The sequence below is a fragment of the Gordonia sp. NPDC003585 genome (assembly GCF_040610755.1).
In the GTDB taxonomy this organism is placed as follows: domain Bacteria; phylum Actinomycetota; class Actinomycetes; order Mycobacteriales; family Mycobacteriaceae; genus Gordonia.
Window position 1 is genome coordinate 24,486 of sequence record NZ_JBEXMX010000046.1, and the last position, 18,219, is coordinate 42,704.

14 protein-coding genes and 1 riboswitch are annotated in these 18,219 nt (G+C 65.7%); of the genes, 7 read left to right on the forward strand and 7 right to left on the reverse strand.

What is annotated here, in order from left to right:
* The first annotated feature begins 10 nt into the window (after nucleotides 1–10).
* Entirely contained in the window at nucleotides 11–715 is a 705-nt protein-coding gene (locus ABZW74_RS14295) for a TetR/AcrR family transcriptional regulator (RefSeq protein WP_240858980.1), read from the forward strand.
* Here ABZW74_RS14295 and ABZW74_RS14300 read toward each other — a convergent pair.
* Nucleotides 637–1,128: an NTP transferase domain-containing protein gene (locus ABZW74_RS14300; RefSeq protein WP_240858978.1), complete on the reverse strand. Its 492-nt coding sequence runs from the start codon at nucleotides 1,126–1,128 to the stop codon at nucleotides 637–639. The genes ABZW74_RS14295 and ABZW74_RS14300 overlap by 79 nt on opposite strands.
* 312 nt (nucleotides 1,129–1,440) lie before the next feature.
* Between ABZW74_RS14300 and ABZW74_RS14305 the strand changes: the two genes are divergently transcribed.
* The 3 genes from ABZW74_RS14305 to uraH are packed head-to-tail and all read left to right on the forward strand — an operon-like array spanning nucleotide 1,441 to nucleotide 4,310.
* On the forward strand, nucleotides 1,441–3,444 hold the full coding sequence (locus tag ABZW74_RS14305) for a solute carrier family 23 protein (RefSeq protein WP_355276974.1): 2,004 nt from the start codon (nucleotides 1,441–1,443) through the stop codon (nucleotides 3,442–3,444).
* Between the two features lie 9 nt (nucleotides 3,445–3,453).
* A complete protein-coding gene (gene uraD / locus ABZW74_RS14310; RefSeq protein WP_240858868.1) occupies nucleotides 3,454–3,984 on the forward strand; it encodes a 2-oxo-4-hydroxy-4-carboxy-5-ureidoimidazoline decarboxylase in 531 nt (176 codons plus the stop codon).
* Nucleotides 3,984–4,310 (forward strand): hydroxyisourate hydrolase, encoded by a 327-nt coding sequence (uraH, locus tag ABZW74_RS14315; protein WP_240858861.1) that lies wholly within the window; start codon nucleotides 3,984–3,986, stop codon nucleotides 4,308–4,310. The genes uraD and uraH overlap by 1 nt, the downstream gene beginning before the upstream one ends.
* Before the next feature lie 346 nt (nucleotides 4,311–4,656).
* Here uraH and ABZW74_RS14320 read toward each other — a convergent pair whose 3' ends face one another.
* Complete coding sequence (locus tag ABZW74_RS14320; RefSeq protein ID WP_240858851.1) at nucleotides 4,657–4,863, reverse strand: cold-shock protein; 207 nt, start codon at nucleotides 4,861–4,863, stop codon at nucleotides 4,657–4,659.
* A gap of 161 nt (nucleotides 4,864–5,024) precedes the next feature.
* A riboswitch (cobalamin riboswitch) is annotated at nucleotides 5,025–5,259 on the forward strand.
* Nucleotides 5,260–5,402: 143 nt separating this feature from the next.
* Between ABZW74_RS14320 and metE the strand changes: the two genes are divergently transcribed.
* Entirely contained in the window at nucleotides 5,403–7,694 is a 2,292-nt protein-coding gene (gene metE, locus ABZW74_RS14325; RefSeq protein WP_355276978.1) for a 5-methyltetrahydropteroyltriglutamate--homocysteine S-methyltransferase, read from the forward strand.
* A gap of 68 nt (nucleotides 7,695–7,762) precedes the next feature.
* Here the strand turns inward: metE and ABZW74_RS14330 are convergent, their stop codons facing one another.
* Complete coding sequence (locus tag ABZW74_RS14330) at nucleotides 7,763–8,707, reverse strand: AraC family transcriptional regulator (protein WP_355276980.1); 945 nt, start codon at nucleotides 8,705–8,707, stop codon at nucleotides 7,763–7,765.
* Nucleotides 8,708–8,827: 120 nt separating this feature from the next.
* Between ABZW74_RS14330 and ABZW74_RS14335 the strand changes: the two genes are divergently transcribed.
* A complete protein-coding gene (locus tag ABZW74_RS14335; RefSeq protein WP_355276983.1) occupies nucleotides 8,828–9,394 on the forward strand; it encodes a flavin reductase family protein in 567 nt (188 codons plus the stop codon).
* A 71-nt stretch (nucleotides 9,395–9,465) separates the two neighbouring features.
* Nucleotides 9,466–11,082 carry a 4-hydroxyphenylacetate 3-hydroxylase N-terminal domain-containing protein gene (locus tag ABZW74_RS14340; RefSeq protein ID WP_355276986.1) on the forward strand — a complete coding sequence of 539 codons (1,617 nt, stop codon included), beginning with the start codon at nucleotides 9,466–9,468 and terminating at the stop codon, nucleotides 11,080–11,082.
* A 248-nt stretch (nucleotides 11,083–11,330) separates the two neighbouring features.
* Here ABZW74_RS14340 and ABZW74_RS14345 read toward each other — a convergent pair whose 3' ends face one another.
* From ABZW74_RS14345 to ABZW74_RS14360, 4 genes are all read right to left on the reverse strand, one after another.
* The gene (locus ABZW74_RS14345; RefSeq protein ID WP_355276989.1) at nucleotides 11,331–14,720 is read right to left on the reverse strand and encodes a pyruvate carboxylase; all 3,390 of its coding nucleotides are present in this window, start codon (nucleotides 14,718–14,720) and stop codon (nucleotides 11,331–11,333) included.
* Nucleotides 14,721–14,855: 135 nt separating this feature from the next.
* A complete protein-coding gene (locus tag ABZW74_RS14350) occupies nucleotides 14,856–16,004 on the reverse strand; it encodes a bifunctional 2-methylcitrate synthase/citrate synthase (RefSeq protein ID WP_240858833.1) in 1,149 nt (382 codons plus the stop codon).
* Nucleotides 16,001–16,915, reverse strand: a complete 915-nt coding sequence (gene prpB / locus ABZW74_RS14355; RefSeq protein ID WP_240858831.1) for a methylisocitrate lyase — start codon at nucleotides 16,913–16,915, stop codon at nucleotides 16,001–16,003. Before prpB ends, ABZW74_RS14350 begins: the two co-directional genes overlap by 4 nt.
* The coding region (locus tag ABZW74_RS14360; RefSeq protein ID WP_355276993.1) for an MmgE/PrpD family protein at nucleotides 16,915–18,219 on the reverse strand (1,305 nt) is incomplete at its 5' end. The genes prpB and ABZW74_RS14360, both read right to left, overlap by 1 nt.

Sequence of the window (18,219 nt, forward strand, 5' to 3'; positions counted from 1 at the left end):
GGCCGGTGTGATGCGCCGAGGACGACCCCCGAAGACCGGCCGCGACGAGATCGTCGCCGCCGCCGTCGAAGTGCTGGCCGAACGCGGCATCGCCCGTCTCACCACACGCGAAATCGCCTCCCGCATGGGCATTTCCGAGGGCACCATCTTCTATCACTTCGGCGATCGGAAGGGGCTCATCAAGGCCGTCTTCGACGAGTCGCTGCGGCCCCTGCTGCAATTCAAGACGCTGCCGCCCGAACCACCGCAGAACCTCGACGACCTGCGCGCCGGCATCGCCTACTTCACCGAGACCGTCGGCAACTTCCTCGAATCCGGGCTCGACGTCCTCTTCGCCACCCAGGCCGACGCGGACCTCCGCACCGACATCCACGCAGTGATGGCGGAGAACGACTACGGCCCCCAGCACGGACTGGCCGCGATCACCGGCTTCATCGAAGACGCCCAGGCTGCCGGGTTCGCGAATCCCGAGGCCGATGCCGGTGCGCTCGCCTACCTGCTGCTGAGTTCGGTGTTCTTCCGGACCACCCAACCCCGACTTGTCGGACACGACCGCGGCAGAGTGGACGCCACAAGGACGCTCGACACCGTCATGCTGGTCTTGACACCGCAGAGCGCCGGCGACGACGCGTCGGCTCATTCGACGTCGACATCGGCCCCCGTCGCGAGATCCCCACATTCGACGTCCACGACATCCGCACGGTCGCGTAGGTAGGCCCTGGCTCCGACCTCGCCGCCGACCACGGCGAGCACGCCATCGATGTGATCGATCCCGATGTAGACCGGGTGCCCGGGGCGGCCGTCGAATACCGCTCGTGCCAACACTGAGCGGTGGCCTTCGGCTGCCGAGAGCACCCGGGCAACGACGTCCGCGCCCACATCCGGCGTGTCAACAACATGTAAAAGAACTCCGGCCAGTCCGGACTCATTGCGTGCGGCGCGAAGCACAGCAGCGACCGTCGACCCCATTCCATCCGACCAGTCGGGGACGACGATCGCCGATGCTCCCGCCGGCGCCGACACCACTGCGGCACCCATGGCGACCATCACCTCCGGGCACCCTCCGTCCCGCAGCGCGGAGACCGCGATTGTCAGCCATTCCCCTTGGTGAGCAAGTATTTTCGGCATTCCGTATCGAGTGCCGGCACCGGCGGCGAGCACCACACCCAGCACGTTTCCGGAGCGTCCGACAGGTCCGCCGACCTCCACGTCACTCTCGCCCACAGCCGCCTCCGATCACCGCTGATCGATGTCCGATCCGCACCTTTTACCCGGTCGCAATATACGATCCGCCACCCAGCGAGGTTCGCACACCGGGTCCACTATTTAGCTGCCGGTCGATGATCGCGATGTTCGCTCCTGCGTGCCCGGTGGCAGGGCGAACTCGCCTGCCACACCCCAGACGCCGCAACCCCCAAACGCACGACCCAGGAGAACATCATGGCGACGGATGCAATACCAGCAGCCACCCCCAAGAAGCCGAAGAAGCGCATCCATCCCGTCGACCAGGTGCCGCCGTTCGGCAAGATGGTCGCCCTCGGCGCCCAGCACGTCGTCGCCTTCTATGCGGGCGCCGTCCTCGTCCCGCTGCTCATCGCGCGCGCCATCAATCTCGACGACGAAGCGCTGACCATGCTGATCACCGCCGACCTCTTCACCTGCGGCATCGCATCGCTGCTGCAGGCGGTCGGCTTCTGGAAGATCGGCGTCCGCCTACCCCTGCTGCAGGGCATCACCTTCGCGACTCTGGCTCCGGTCATCAAAATCGCCAACGACAACGCCGGCACCGGCGAGCACGCGGCTCGCGTCGGCCTGCAGACCGTCTACGGCGCCGTCATCGCGGCCGGTGTGTTCACCTTCCTGATCGCGCCGTTCTTTGCCAAACTGATCCGATTCCTGCCCGCGGTCGTGACCGGCACGCTGATCACCATCATCGGTATCTGCCTGTTGCCGATCGGCGCGGGCGACGCGGTGACCGACCCCGCGACGCACGACCACGACCCCGCCAATCCGCGCTGGATCATGTACGCACTGGGGACGATTCTGCTGATCGTGTTGATGCAGCGGTTCTTCCGCGGGTTCATGGCCACCATCGCCGTTCTGGTCGGCCTCGCGACCGGCACCTTCGTCGCGTGGCTGCTCGGTGACGCCAGTTTCAGCAGCGTCGGCGAAGCGAGTTGGTTGGGCTTCACCCCGCCGTTCGCCTTCGGCTGGCCACGCTTCGACATCGTCGCGATCGTGTCGCTCATCGTGGTGCTGCTCGTGGTCATCGTCGAATCGACGGGTTCGGTCTTCGCCACCGGCGAGATCGTCGGCAAGCGCATCAAGAAGGAAGACGTCGCGGCGACCGTTCGCGCCGACGGCCTGGCCACCGTGATCGGCGGATCGTTCAACTCGTTCCCCTACACCGCGTTCTCCGAGAACGTCGGACTGGTGCGTCTGACCGGCGTCAAGAGCCGCTGGGTCGTCGCCTGCGCCGGAGTCATCATGATCATCCTCGGTGTGCTGCCCAAGCTGGCCAAGGTCGTCGAGTCCATTCCCGCACCGGTTCTCGGCGGCGCGGCGCTGATCATGTTCGCGACGGTCGCGATCGTCGGCATCCAGACCCTGACAACCGTCGACTTCACCGACCACCGCAACCTGATCATCTCGGCGACGTCGCTGGCCATCGCCCTCTACGTCGAGCACTCGCAGTCCTCGCCCCCCACCACCGTGATGGCCAAGGACGGCACCCCGATCGAGGTGCCCGCACTGCCCGGCGTGGACCAGGCGATGCCCAACATCTTCCTACAGATACCCTTCTCCACCGGCATCACCATGGGCGCGATCAGCGCAATCCTGTTGAACCTCTTGTTCTTCCACATCGGACGCAAGGGCCCGGCGGTTGCCGGCGGCGGTGCGATCACCCTGGACGAGGTCAACGCGATGTCGATCGAGCAGTTCCGCGCGACCTTCGGTGGCGTGGTGCAGAACGTCGACTGGGTGCTCGACCGCGCCTTCGAACAGCGGCCGTTCGAGGATGTCCACGATCTGCGCAGCGCGTTCCAGGAAGCGATGCTCACCGGCAGCGACGACCAGCACATGCAGCTCATCCAGGCCTTCCCCGACCTCGGCGCCGAGGACGAGGACACCGGCGAGCTCATCGCGGTCGACCACAAGGGTCTCTCGCACCTGGAGGAAACCGAACACGAGAACGTGGTGAACCTCGCGTCGGCCTACCGCGAGCACTTCGGGTTCCCGCTGGTGATCTGTGCCCGCGAGACCGAACGCTACGACCGCGTGCTGCGCAACGGCTGGGCACGCATGGACAACTCCGAGACGTCGGAGAAGTCCTTTGCGCTCATCGAGATCGCGAAGATCGCCAACTACCGCTTCGATGATCTCGTCGCCGACGCCAATCCGATCACCTCGGCCCGATTCAGCCGCCAGCCCGAACTCTCTTAGGGTAGGGGTATGCGACGGGTGGATTGGCGTGGGCTCGAGAGTTTCAACGAGCTCAGCGAACGGCAGGCGATCAGCACGCTCTACGAGTGCTGCAGCTCGTCGATCTGGGCCCTTCGGGTTGCCCGGGCACGTCCGTTCGCCGACGAGGAAGCACTGCTCGAGTACGCGGATCTGATTCTCGCCGAGCTGACCGACGCCGACCTCGACGAGGCGTTGTCGGGCCATCCCCGCATCGGGGACCGGCCCGACAACCCGTCGTCGCAGCGTGAACAAAGCGGGGTATCGGGCGCCGACCCGGCCGTGCTGACCGAGCTGAAGGATCTGAACAAGGCCTACGACGACAAGTTCGGCCACGTCTACCTGGTGTTCGCCAACGGACGCCCGGCCGACGAACTACTCGCGATCCTCAAGGAACGCATCCGCAACGACGCCGACACCGAACGACGCGTGCTGCGCATGGAGCTCGCGAAGATCAACCGCAGCAGGCTGATTCGGATGCTGGCACCGGCCGGACAATTCGCCGACGAGAAGGCGGGCTGATGACCGGGTTGTCCACGCACGTCCTCGACGCGGTGTCCGGCTCTCCGGCGGTCGGGGTGGCGGTCGCCCTGCAGGACGCGAGCGGTACCGAGTTGGCCTCGGGCAGTACGGATTCCGACGGACGTATCGGTCAGGTCAACACCGATCCGCTGGTGCCGGGGATCTACCACCTCGTCTTCGACACCGGAGAATGGTTCGCCGACAACGACATCAACGGCTTCTATCCGGAGATCGACATCTGCTTCGAAGTAGACGATCCCGACCGGCACTACCATGTGCCGGTTCTACTCAGCCCGTACTCGTACTCGACGTATCGGGGTAGTTGATCTCCCGCTCGACCTTGAGGTGCCCCACTTCCGCTCCCTGAGGTGCCACACTCCCGCTCCACCTTGAGGTGCCCCAACTTCCGCTCCCTGAGGTGCGAGGAGCGCAAGCCGCCGGGCTGAGGAGCCCCATTGCGAGGTACGAGCATGGAGCGTCTCGAAGTCGACGAGCCTCGAAGGGCCTGGTGAGATGACGTCGCCAGGCCTTCGAGGCTCCTCGCAAGGGCTCGTCGCACCTAGCTCAGGCAGCGGAGGAGGGTTCGCACCTGGCCTGCGGTAGGGGATAGAGACGCCACAACAACAGCGACGCCGCCCGGAAAATCCGGACGGCGTCGCTGTTAAGTCGGTGTCAGAGCTTGGTGACCGAGGTCGCCTGGGGACCCTTGGGACCCTGCTCCACCTCGAACTCGACGCGCTCTGCCTCGTCGAGGCTGCGGTATCCGCCGCCCTGGATGGCCGAGTAGTGAACAAAGACGTCACCATCGGTGCTGTTGTCGGGAGCGATGAAGCCGAAGCCCTTTTCGCTGTTGAACCACTTGACGGTTCCTTGAGCCATGATGCTGTGTACTTCTCTCTTTATGCAGACGTGCCTCAATTGAGGCGCGCCGATACATCTTGCCACACTGCGGGCCACCAAGGTGAATCGTGTCCACACCGCCCTGTTGTCGAGGCACTGCGGGACGGTAGCCTGACACACGCAACTGGTTCGCCGACCGGGTTGACTATGGAGCCCCTGCTCCCGCGTTCGGCGTCGAACCTGTCCCACACGGGACGGGTGAGAGGGAATCCGGTGAGAATCCGGAACTGTCCCGCAGCGGTATGTCGGAACGACCGCCGTCACAAGCACTGGACCACGGGTCTGGGAAGCGACGGCCAGTAGGACCGCGCAGCAGAGACCTTCTGCCGCGCCCGCCGACGAGTCCGAAGACCTGCCAGCGGTACCGGACGCGCCGCGTCCGGTGGCTCACCGCCTCGTGGAATGGGCGCTGGTCGAAGAAGACGAATCGTGCTGTGGCAGTGCCGTGCGCGATGGGGCTTGTCGACCCTCCCTGCCGGCGGCGGACCATCCACATCGTTTGCAGGAGAAGCATTTCCATGTCAACCTCTGGGAAATCACCGGCTCGCCGGTTCACCACAACTGTCCTGGGTACACCCCGGATCGGGGCCCGTCGGGAGCTCAAGCGCGCTGTCGAGGGCTACTGGGCCGGACGCGTCTCGGCCACCGACCTCGACAAGGTCGCCGCCGATCTTCGTCGTCAGACCTGGCAGGAACTCGCCGACGCCGGGCTGGACTCGATCCCGGTCAACTCGTTCTCGTACTACGACCAGATGCTCGACACCGCCGCCATGCTCGACGCACTGCCGCCGCGCGTGGCCGGCATCGACGATCCGCTCGACCGCTACTTCGCCGCCGCACGCGGCAACGCCGACGTCACTCCGCTGGAGATGACCAAGTGGTTCGACACCAACTACCACTACCTGGTGCCGGAGATCTCCGACTCGACGACGTTCCGGTTGCGCCCCGAGAAGGTTCTCGCCGAGATCGCGCAGGCCCACGGCCTGGGCGTCGCTGCCCGGCCGGTGATCATCGGACCGGTCACGTTCCTTGCGCTGGCCAAGGCGGTCGACGGCGCCGCTCACCCGATCACACGCATCGACGACGTGCTGCCCGCCTACTTCGAGCTCCTCGACCATTTGGTCGACGCCGGCGTCGAATGGGTGCAGTTCGACGAGCCCGCGCTGGTCACCGACGCCGTCGAGGGCCTGCCGCAACTCGCCGGTGCTGTATACCAACGCCTCGCCGGGGTCTCGCGCCGGCCGGCGATCCTCGTCGCCACCTACTTCGGCGACCCGGGCAGCGCGCTCGGCGAACTCGCCCGCACCGGTGTCGAGGGCATCGCCGTCGATCTCGTGGAGGGCAGCGTCGACTCCGTCGCCGCCGTCCCCGAGCTCGCCGACAAGCTGGTCGTCGCAGGTGTCGTCAACGGGCGCAACATCTGGCGCACCGACCTGGACAAGGCCCTGGGAACCCTCGGTTCCATCCTCGGGTCGGTCGGCAACCTTGCGGTCTCCACGTCGTGCTCCACGCTGCACGTGCCCTACACCCTCGACGCCGAGGACACGCTCGACGACAACCTCCGCGGTTGGCTGGCCTTCGCGTCGGAGAAGTATCGCGAGGTCGCGGCGCTGGCTCACGCCCTGCGCGACGGTCGCGACAGCGAGGCAGCAGCGTTCGACGAGAGCCGGCGCGCGCTGGCCACCCGTGAGACCGATGACCGGCTGCACGACCCGGCGGTCCGCGCCCGGCTGGAGGCCGTGACGTCGGCCGACATCACCCGCGGTGAGGCCGCCGCCCGGCTGGAGCAGCAGTACGAGCAGCTGGGTCTGCCTCCGCTGCCCACCACCACGATCGGCTCCTACCCGCAGACCTCGGCCATCCGACTGGCTCGGGCCGCGCTGCGCAAGGGCGAGATCGATGAGGCGGAGTACGAACGCCGCATGCAGGCCGAGGTGGCCGATGTGGTTGCACTGCAGGAGAAGATTGGTCTCGACGTGCTGGTGCACGGCGAACCCGAGCGCAACGACATGGTGCAGTACTTCGCCGAGCAGCTCGACGGATTCTTCGCCACCCAGAACGGCTGGGTGCAGTCGTACGGCACCCGCTGCGTGCGTCCGCCGATCCTGTACGGCGATGTCCGCCGTCCGACGCCGATGACCGTCGACTGGATCACCTACGCGCAGTCGCTGACCGCCAAGCCGGTCAAGGGCATGCTCACCGGGCCGGTCACCATCCTGGCGTGGTCGTTCGTCCGCGACGATCAGCCGCTATCGGAGTCGGCGAATCAGATCGCGTTCGCGATTCGCGACGAGACCGTCGACCTCGAGAAGGCAGGCGTCGGCATCATCCAGGTCGACGAGCCCGCGCTGCGCGAGCTGCTGCCGCTGCGTGACGCCGACAAGCCCGCCTACCTGGACTGGGCCGTCACCGCGTTCCGACTGTCCACGTCGGGTGTCGCTGACACCACCCAGGTGCACACCCACCTGTGCTACTCGGAGTTCGGCGAGGTCATCGGGGCGATCGCGGCCCTCGACGCCGACGTCACCTCGATCGAGGCGGCCCGCTCGCACATGGAGGTGCTCGACGACCTCAACAAGGTCGGCTTCTCCAATGCGGTCGGACCGGGTGTCTATGACATCCACTCGCCGCGCGTGCCCGCCACCGGCGAGATCGAGGAGTCGCTGGCGGCCGCGTTGAAGGCGGTCGACGCTCGCCGCCTGTGGGTCAACCCGGACTGCGGGCTCAAGACCCGCGGCAACGAAGAAGTGATCGAGTCGCTCACCAACATGGTCGCCGCCGCGCAGACCATGCGCGAGCAGCTGGTCTGATACATACACCTGGAACTACCACGTACACAAGGGATCTCGTGTGTACGTGGTAGTTCTGTGTGTGCACCTCACCGATCGCGCAGGACCTGCGACGGCGCCACCCCGTACTTGCGCCGGAAGGCCGCCGCGAACCGTCCGGTGTGGGTGAATCCCCACCGCATCGCCACGTCCGTCACCGACGACTCAACGCCGGACGCCAGGTCGTCGTGAACCGCGGCGAGTCGGATCTCGACGAGGCATTCACGCGGAGTGCGGCCCACGTAGTCCCGGAATCCTTCCTGCAGGCGGCGCACACTGACGCCCGCGATCTCGGCCATGTCTGCCGCCGCCCACGGTCGGGACGGATCCGCGCGGAGGGCGTCGAGTACTCGTGTGACGATGCGCGGTTGCAGGGTCTTGTGGTCCGAAGGATCGTCGGTGAGCGTGGCGAGTAGAAATGCGTCCGTCAGTGAAGCGGCGAGTTGTTGTGCCACCAGTGGATTGGCCAGCAGCGGGTCGTCGTCGGGCTGACCCGCGATCGACTGGACGAGCCGAAACCAGCTCGCGCCTTCGGGCGAGTGCAGATCAAGCTGGTCGGGCAGACGCGCATCGGGTCCACCTGTCACGCGACAGACCTCGTGCTGCAGGAAATCGCGGTCGATCTTGACCCCGAGAATGGTGCACGTGCTCGACCAGCGGGTGATCTCCGCCGGAGTGTCGGGCGGATTGATCGTCGCCGAGCCGCTGGTCGAGACCACCGTGCTCCCGGCGACGCTGGTCTCGAGCACCCCGTCGAGGGGAACATTGATCCCGTACGCGCCGGGATGGTCCGATGCGATCGCGACTTCCGCGCCCCAACCGATCCGCGCGATTCTCAGGGGCCCGACGACGGTCACCGCGACGTCGGCGTCGATCGCCGTGCTGCCCGCCTCCCGAGGACTCAGTTCGTGTGGAAAGTACGCGTCGGACACCGCCGCCGAGGCCGCTTCCCACTCCGCATCACCCGGAATCCGAAGCCGCTCGACTTGGCTCATGACAACTCCTCACGACCTCACCGCGTATTCCGGATCCCCATCGCGTTCGGCGGATCGAAGACTGGCTGTGGTCGATTTATGTTCTACCTCACATTCTGCCTCATCGAAAGGAGAGGTCACATGGAACGCAAGACGCTACAGAATGTCTTCGGCCAGTTCGCCAGCGGCGTCACGGTCATCACCTGCGCGAACGCCGACGGCGAACCCCACGGCGCAACAGTGACAGCGTTCACCGCCGTCTCACTGGAACCACGCCTGTGCCAAGTCACGCTCACCCGAAAATCCAAGGCGTGCAGCTACTTAGAAGACAAGCCGTTCGCGGTGAACATCCTTGCCGCCGATCAGCTCGACATCGCGATGCATTTCGCCGGCCGACCTGCCACCCCCGGTCCGGTATGGGCACAGGGGCCGACGGCACCGATTCTCTGCGACGCCGCAGCCACCATCAGTTGCGTCCCGTGGCGCAGCTACGACGGCGGCGACCACCTCATCTTCATCGGCGAGATCGTCGACGCCGAGTCCACCGGAAAATCACCACTTCTCTACTACCGCAGCACTTTCCACGATCTCGGGGAACCCACGGTCAACTCGCTGTGGACCCTGTGTGCCGACGATCCGCACTCCGGGTGGTTCGACTCGACGACCGACTTCACCCCGTTCCAGCGCACCCTCGACCAGCCTGCCTGACCACAAAACCGTTCCATACGAACGCGATTCATCGACAGTCACGATCAATCGATCAGAAAGAGGTATCAATCATGACGACCATCGAGCGCCCCACCGAGACACCACAGAACGGGGCCCCACAGACCAACCCGGCCGCCGACGCGGAGGCCAACAAGAAGCAGAACTTCGCTTCACGCCCCATGACCGGCGACGAGTACATCGAGTCCCTGCGCGACGGTCGTGAGATCTGGCTGCACGGCGAGCGGGTCAAGGATGTCACCACCCATCCCGCCTTCCGCAATCCGATCCGGATGACCGCACGGCTCTACGACTCGATGCACGACCCGGAGACCAAGGACAAGGTGACCGCACCCACCGATACCGGCAACGGCGGCGTCACCATGCCGTTCTTCAAGGCGTCGACCAGTTCGGAAGACCTCATCAAGGAGCGCGACGCCATTGCCGAGTGGGCGCGCATGACCTACGGCTGGATGGGCCGCTCCCCCGACTACAAGGCCAGCTTCCTCGGGACGCTGCACGCCAACAAGGACCTCTACGCACCGTTCGAGGCCAACGCGGAACGCTGGTACCGCGAATCGCAGGAGAAGGTCCTCTACTGGAATCACGCCATCATCAATCCGCCGGTGGACCGTCAACTCCCGCCCGACGAGGTGGGTGACGTGTTCATGAAGGTCGAGAAGGAAACCGACGCCGGCCTCATCGTCTCCGGCGCCAAGGTCGTCGCCACCGGATCGGCGATCACCAACTACAACTTCATCGCCCACTACGGCCTGCCGATCAAGAAGAAGGAGTTCGCCCTCATCTGCACGGTGCCGATGGACGCTCCCGGCATCAAGCTGATCTGCCGCAGCTCCTACACACAGCAGGCCGCGGTGATGGGCAGCCCGTTCGACTATCCGCTGTCGAGCCGGATGGACGAGAACGACACCATCTTCGTCTTCGACAAGGTTCTGGTGCCGTGGGAGAACGTCTTCATGTATGGCGACGTCGACCGCATCAACGCCTTCTTCCCGCAGTCGGGCTTCTTGCCGCGCTTCACCTTCCAAGGCTGCACCCGCCTTGCCGTGAAGCTCGACTTCATCGCCGGGCTCCTGATGAAAGCACTCGACTGCACCGGCTCGGGCGGCTTCCGTGGCGTCCAGACGCGCGTCGGCGAGGTCATCGGGTGGCGCAACCTGTTCTGGACGCTCACAGACGCGATGGCACACAACCCGGAGCCATGGATCGGCGACACCGTGATCCCGCGTCTCGAATACGGGCTCACCTACCGAATGTTCATGATGCAGGGCTACCCGCGCATCAAGGAGATCATCGAGCAGGACGTCGCGTCGGGTCTGATCTACCTGCCGTCCAGCGCCGCCGACTTCAAGAGTCCCACCGTGCGCCCCTATCTCGACAAGTATGTGCGCGGCTCCAACGGCATCACCGCCGTCGATCGCGTGAAAGTCATGAAGGCGCTGTGGGATTCGATCGGCTCCGAGTTCGGTGGTCGGCACGAGTTGTACGAGCGTAACTACTCCGGCAACCACGAGAACGTGAAGGCCGAGTTGCTGTTCGCCGCCCAGAACCGCGGCGGCGTCGAGCAGATGAAGGGTCTCGCCGAGCAGTGCCTGTCCGAGTACGACCTCGACGGCTGGACGGTCCCCGACCTCATCGGCAACGACGACGTCAGCTACTTCGGCAACTGAGTTCCGCCGCTCCCTGAGCTGAGGTGAGGTGAAAGGAGCGCTACCCCTCCCCCGCTCCCTGAGGTGCGAATCCCCAAATCCGCTCCCCGCGTTGCGGAATCCCGCTCCGCTCCCTGAGGTGCGAGCTTGCGAGCCTCGAAGGGCCTGGTGAGATACGTCGCCAGGCCCTTCGAGGCTCGTCGCTATCGCTCCTCGCACCTCAGGGAGCGGTAGAGACCGGTCACAAGAAGGGCGGGAGTGGTTGCAATTCAGCCGATCTCGATGAGCAGGTCCCCTGGGGCCACCGAGGTGACCGGCCCGACGGCGACGCGGGCGACCTTGCCGCCGACCGGGGCGGTGATGGTGGCTTCCATCTTCATGGCCTCGATGGTGCCGATGGCGGCTCCGGCAACCACCTCGTCGCCGACGTCGACCGAGATGGACACGACCCCGGCGAACGGTGCACCGATGTGATGCGGGTTGCCACGATCGGCCTTCTCGGAGGCCTCGACGGCGGAGTCGATGGATCGGTCACGCACCTGCACTGGCCGCAGCTGCCCGTTGAGCACGCACATCACGGTGCGCATGCCCTTCTCGTCGGGGTCGCTGATGGCTTCGAGGCCGATGAGCAGGTCGACACCGGGTTCGAGGACGACGCGGTGTTCGTCGCCGTAGCGCAGTCCGTAGAAGAACTGGTTGGCCGACAGTCGTGAGGTGTCGCCGTAGCTCTCGAAGTGGTCTTCGAATTCCTTTGTCGGACCGGGGAACAGGAGCCGGTTGAGCGTGACCTGGCGGTCGCGGCCGGCTTTGTCGAGCACGGCGGAATCCTCCGCGGACAACTCGACGGTGGGCTGCGGTTCGGCCCGGCCCTTGAGCGCCAGGGTGCGCAATGGTTCGGGCCAGCCGCCGGCTGGGTCGCCGAGTTCGCCACGCAGGAAACCGATCACCGAGTCCGGGATGTCGAAGGAAGAGGGATCGGCGGCGAACTCCGACGCGGTGATCCCACGTCCGACCATCGCCAGCGCCAGATCACCGACGACCTTCGACGACGGGGTCACCTTGATCAGCCGGCCCAGCAGTCGGTCGGCTGCGGCGTAGGCCTCCTCGACCGCCTCGAACCGGTTACCCAAGCCCAGTGCGATGGCCTGCTGCCGCAGATTCGACAACTGTCCGCCGGGAATCTCGTGGGTGTACACGCGCCCGGTCGGAGCCGGAAGCCCCGACTCGAACGGCGCGTACACCTTGCGCAGCGCCTCCCAATACGGTTCCAAGTCACAGACGGCCTGCAGGTCGACGCCACTGTCGCGTCCGGTGTGCGCCGTCGCCGCGACAATCGCCGACAACGCCGGCTGCGATGTGGTGCCGGCCAGAGCCGCGGACGCACCGTCGACCGCCGACGCACCCGCCTCCCACGCAGCCATGTAGGTCGCGAGCTGACCACCGGGGGTGTCGTGGGTATGCACGTGGACGGGTAGCTCGAATTCCTTGACCAATGCCGACACCAGCTTGGTCGCGGCAGGCGCCCGCAGCAGACCGGCCATGTCCTTGATCGCCAGCACATGCGCACCGGCGCCGACGATCTGCTCCGCGAGCCGGAGGTAGTAGTCGAGGGTGTAGAGATCCTCGTCCGGGTTGGCGAGATCACCGGTGTAGCTCATGGCGACCTCGGCGACCGCGGTGCCGGTCTCGCGGACCGCGTCGATCGCCGGACGCATCTGCTCGATGTTGTTGAGCGCGTCGAAGATCCGGAAGATGTCGATGCCGACCTCGGTGGCCTCGGCAACGAACGCGGTGGTCACCTCGCGGGGGTACGGGGTGTAGCCAACCGTGTTGGCACCGCGGAGCAGCATCTGCAGGCAGATGTTCGGGATCGCCTCACGCAGCTGGGCAAGCCGATCCCACGGGTCTTCCTTGAGGAACCGCAACGCCACGTCGTAGGTGGCGCCACCCCAGCATTCGATCGACAGCAACTGTGGCGTCGTCGCTGCGATGTAAGGCGCGACCGTCACCAAACCACTGGTCCGCACGCGGGTCGCCAGCAACGACTGGTGCGCGTCGCGGAAGGTGGTGTCGGTGATACCCAATGCCTCGCGGGCGCGAAGGTCCGTGGCGAATCCCTCTGGACCCAGTTCGTCGAGTCGCTGTTTGGACCCGGCCGGCGGGTTCGCGAGCACCGACTTGTCGATCTTGGGGAGTTTGTCGCGCGGGTAGACGGTGGTCGGGCGTTCGCCGTGCGGCTTGTTGACGGTGACGTCGGCGAGATACGTGAGGATCTTGGTGCCACGATCGGCCGAGCTGCGCGACGTCAACAGCCACGGTCGTTCGGGAATGAACGACGTCGTCACCTTGCCGGCCTGGAAATCCGGGTCGTCGAGCACGGCCTGCAGGAACGGGATGTTGGTCGAGACGCCGCGAATGCGGAATTCCGCCACCGCGCGTCGTGCCCGTCGCACTGCGGTCGCGAAATCCCTTCCGCGACAGGTCAATTTGACCAGCATCGAGTCGAAGTGGCCACTGACCTCGGCCCCCAGGACAGCACCGCCGTCCAGGCGCACACCCGCACCACCCGGAGACCGGTAGGCGGTGATACGTCCGACGTCGGGCCGGAAGTCGTTCGCCGGATCCTCGGTGGTGATCCGGCACTGCAGCGCGGCGCCTCGGATCTGCAGCTTGTCCTGTGACAGACCGAGATCGGCCAGCGACTCCCCCGACGCGATCCGCAACTGCGAACCCACCAGATCCACGTCGGTGATCTCCTCGGTCACCGTGTGCTCCACCTGAATACGCGGATTCATCTCGATGAACACATGCCTGCCTTGTTCATCGAGCAGGAATTCGACAGTGCCCGCGCACGAGTAGCCGATGTGCTTGGCGAAAGCGACCGCGTCCGCGCAGATCTTCTCCCGCAACTCCTCGGACAGGTTCGGCGCGGGCGCCAGCTCGATCACCTTCTGATGGCGACGCTGCACCGAACAATCCCGCTCGAACAGGTGGATCACGTTGCCCTGGGTGTCGGCCAGGATCTGCACCTCGATGTGGCGGGGATTGACCACCGCCTGCTCCAGGAACACCGTCGGGTCGCCGAACGCGGCGTCGGCCTCCCGTGACGCCGCCGCGATCGACTCGGCCAGATCCTCGATGCGCTCCACCTGCCGCATCCCGCGACCGCCACCACCCGCGACGGCCTTCACGAAGACGGGAAACTGCATCTGCTCGGCGAATGCGACCAGCTCGTCGATGTCCGACGACGGCTCCGAGGACGCCAGCACCGGCAGGCCCGCTGCCTTCGCAGCCGCAACCGCGGTCGCCTTGTTACCGGTCAGCTCCAGCACATCCGCCGACGGCCCGACGAAGGTGATCCCGGCCGCCGCACACGCCGCCGCCAGGCCCTGGTTCTCCGACAGGAATCCGTAACCGGGGTAGATCGCGTCCGCACCGCACCGCTGCGCCGCACCCACGACCTCGTCGACCGACAGATACGCGCGCACCGGATGTCCGGGCGTCCCAATCTGATACGACTCGTCCGCTTTCAGACGATGCACCGAGTTACGATCCTCATACGGGAAGATCGCGACCGTGCGCGCACCCAACTCGTAGGCCGCACGAAAAGCGCGGATGGCGATTTCGCCGCGGTTGGCAACCAGAACTTTGTCGAACACTTGACTCTCTCTCATCGGGTGCGCACGCGCACGGGCCGCTGTTTGCACAACCCCCGTATGAAGACCTTTGCACAAACCCGCACGCCACGGTTGACCTCACAGAGATCAACCGTGGCTGTGCGCGTTTGGGTCGGGTCAGACCGTCGCGATCTCGCGCTGGGCTGGTCCGTCGTAGTTGCTCAACGGGCGGATCAGTGCGTTCGACGCGACCTGCTCCATGATGTGCGCGGTCCACCCGGTGATTCGGCTCATCACAAAGATCGGCGTGAACGACGCGATGTCGAAGCCCATCAGGTAATAGGCGGGTCCGGTGGGGAAATCGAGATTCGGCTTGATGCCGGTCCGCTCGCCCATCACGGCCTCGAGTTCGGCGTAGATGCCGAGCCAGCGCTCGTCGCCGACGTGATGCGACACGTCCTCGAGCGCGGCCTTCATCGTCGGCACGCGCGAGTCACCGTTCTTGTAGACGCGGTGCCCGAAGCCCATGACCTTGTCCTTGCGGTCGAGCTTGGCGTTCAGCCAGCTCCGAGCGTTCTCGGGACGGTCGATCTCGATCATGTCGTACATCACGGCTTCGTTGGCTCCGCCGTGCAGCGAACCCTTGAGCGCCCCGATGGCCGCTGTGACTGCACTGTAGATGTCCGACTGCGTCGAGGTGACGACCCGGGCGGCAAAGGTGGACGCGTTGAAGCTGTGCTCGGCGTAGAGAACCATCGACTTCTCGAAGGCCTTGACGATGACCGGGTCCGGGACCTCGCCGAAGCACATGTTCAGGAAGTTCTCGGAGTACCCCAGGCCATGATGCGGTGCGATCGGATCGAGCCCACGACGCCGGCGCATGTCGGCGGCGACGATCGTCGGCAGAACCGCGAACATGCGTAATGCCTTGTCGAAGTTGGCTTCCGGATTGCTGTTGTCCTCGTCGGGATCCTCGCTGCCGAGGTAGCTGATGGCGGTACGCGCAACGTCCATCGGGTGGCAGTTGTCCGGGATGCTCCCCAGGAGCGACTGCGTCGACCGATCGATCCGACGGCTCGCACGCTCCCGCTGGGTGAAGAGCGCCAGTTGTCCGTCGGTGGGCAGCTCGCCGTTCCACAGCAGGTACGCGACCTGCTCGAAGCTGCACTGCGCGGCCAAATCCTGGACCGCGTAACCGCGATAGGTCAGCGAGTTGGTCTCCGGGACGACCTTGGAGATTGCAGTGGTGTCCACCACCACGCCGGACAGGCCCTTGTAGATCTTGGGGGTCGAGATCGTGCCCGTGGTTATCGCCTCTGTGCTCATTGTGATGCACCCTCGAGTGAGAAGTTGAACAGATCGGAATCGAAATCGTTGTACTCGGCATAACGAAGCAGTTCGTAGAGCCGACTCCGGTGCTGCATACCGTCGAGCAGTCCGGCTTGCGTTCCTGCGGAATGGATTTCGTGAAGTCCCGCTTCGACGGCACCCATCGCGATCCGCAGGGCGGTGACGGGATAGATCACCGCGTTGTAGCCGACGTCGCGCAACTGATCGGTGGTGAGGAGCTCGGACTTGCCGAATTCGGTCATGTTGGCCAGCAACGGGACATCGACTGCGGCCCGGAACTTTTCGAACTCACCGAGATCGCGCAGCGCCTCAGTGAAGATGAGATCGGCACCGGCGTCGGCATACGCCTTGGCCCGGTCGATCGCGGCGTCGAAGCCCTCGATCGCACGGGCGTCGGTGCGTGCGCAGATGACGAAGTTCTCGTCGCGCCGTGCGTTGACCGCTGCCGCCAGCCGCTTGAGCATGTCGCCGACCGGGACGACGTCCTTGCCGTCGAGATGCCCGCATCGCTTCGGATTGACTTGATCCTCGAGGTGACACCCGGCCAGCCCGGCGTCCTCGAGTGTCGCGACAGTCCTTGCCGCACTCATGGGTTCGCCGAATCCGGTGTCGGCGTCGACGAGCGCGGGCAGGTCGGTCGCACGTGCGATCGACCCGGCCCGCGCCGCCACCTCCGTGAGCGTGGTGAGCCCGATGTCGGGGAGGCCCAGGTCCGCCGACAGCACCGCACCAGAAACGTACACCCCGTCGAATCCGATATCGGTAACGAGCTTTGCCACCAGGGGCGAGAACGCTCCTGGCCACCGTTGCAACTCACCGGAGGTCAAACCGGCGCGCAGCGCCAGTCGTTTGTCGCCGTCGGTGACGGCCGAAGAGAACAGGGACATCAGAAGATCCCCTTGCCGGTCGAGGGAGCCTTGTCGAGCAGCGCGGGCAGCACCGCGACGTTGAGTGCGCCCAACTCGCCGGCGGCCAGGCCGGCCAGTCCGGTGGCCGCGGCCAGGAAGCGTTGCTGCTCTTCGACTTCCACCACACCGTCGGCCATCGTGGCGAATTTGGCCTCGTACTGCGGCCGCGCGAACGGACGTGCACCGAGCGGATGCGCGTCGGCGACCGCGAGTTCATCGGTGATCACCTCACCGTTCTTCAGTGTGATGACCGCCTTGGCACCAAAGGCCTTCTCGTTCGGGTCGGTCGAGTGATAGCGACGGGTCCACTCCGGGTCCTGCACCGTGGAGATCTTCTTCCACAGGTCGATGGTGTCGGGGCGGTTGGCGCGCTCGGGAGCGTAGGACGCCTCGTGATCCCAGGTACCGTCCTGCAGCGCTACGGCGAAGATGTACATGACCGAGTGGTCGAGGGTCTCGCGGCTGGCGCTCGGGTCGAACTTCTGCGGGTCGCCCGATCCGGTGCCGATCACCACGTGGGTGTGATGACTGGTGTGCAGGACGATCGACTCGATGTCGTCGAAGTTCGAGATCTTCTCGCGCATCCTGCGTGCGAGGTCGATCGGCGCTTGGCTCTGGTACTCGGCCGAGTGCTCCTTGGTGTAGGAGTCGAGGATCGCGCGCTTGGCCTCACCGGGTCCGGGCAACGGAACCTCGTAGGACGCCTCGGGGCCACCGAGCAGCCAGGCGATGACGCCGTCCTCGCCCTCCCAGATCGGGGCGGGTGCGCCCTCACCGCGCATCGCACGGTCGACGGCCTCGATGCCGATCTTTCCGGCGTGGGCAGGTGCGTAGGCTTTCCAACTGGAGATGAGGCCCTTGCGCGACTGCCGGGTGGAGGTGGTGAGGTGCAGCGCCTGGCCGACGGCCTGGTAGATGGTCTCCTGATCGAGATTCAGCATGGTTCCGATGCCCGCGGCCACCGACGGTCCGAGGTGGGCGACGTGGTCGATCTTGTGCTCGTGCAGGCAGATGCCCTTCACCAGGTCGATCTGGATCTCGTAGGCGGTGGCGAGGCCGCGGATCAGGTCCGCGCCGCCGACACCGAGGTGCTGGGCGACCGCGACGAGCGGCGGGATGTTGTCGCCGGGATGGGAGTACTCGGCGGCGAGGAAGGTGTCGTGGAAGTCGAGTTCACGCACCGCGACGCCGTTGGCCCAGGCGGCCCACTCCGGCGAGTAGGTGCCGTCGATACCGAAGACGGTGGCGCCGTGTCTATTCGGCCCGCTCGCTCCGCTCCCGGC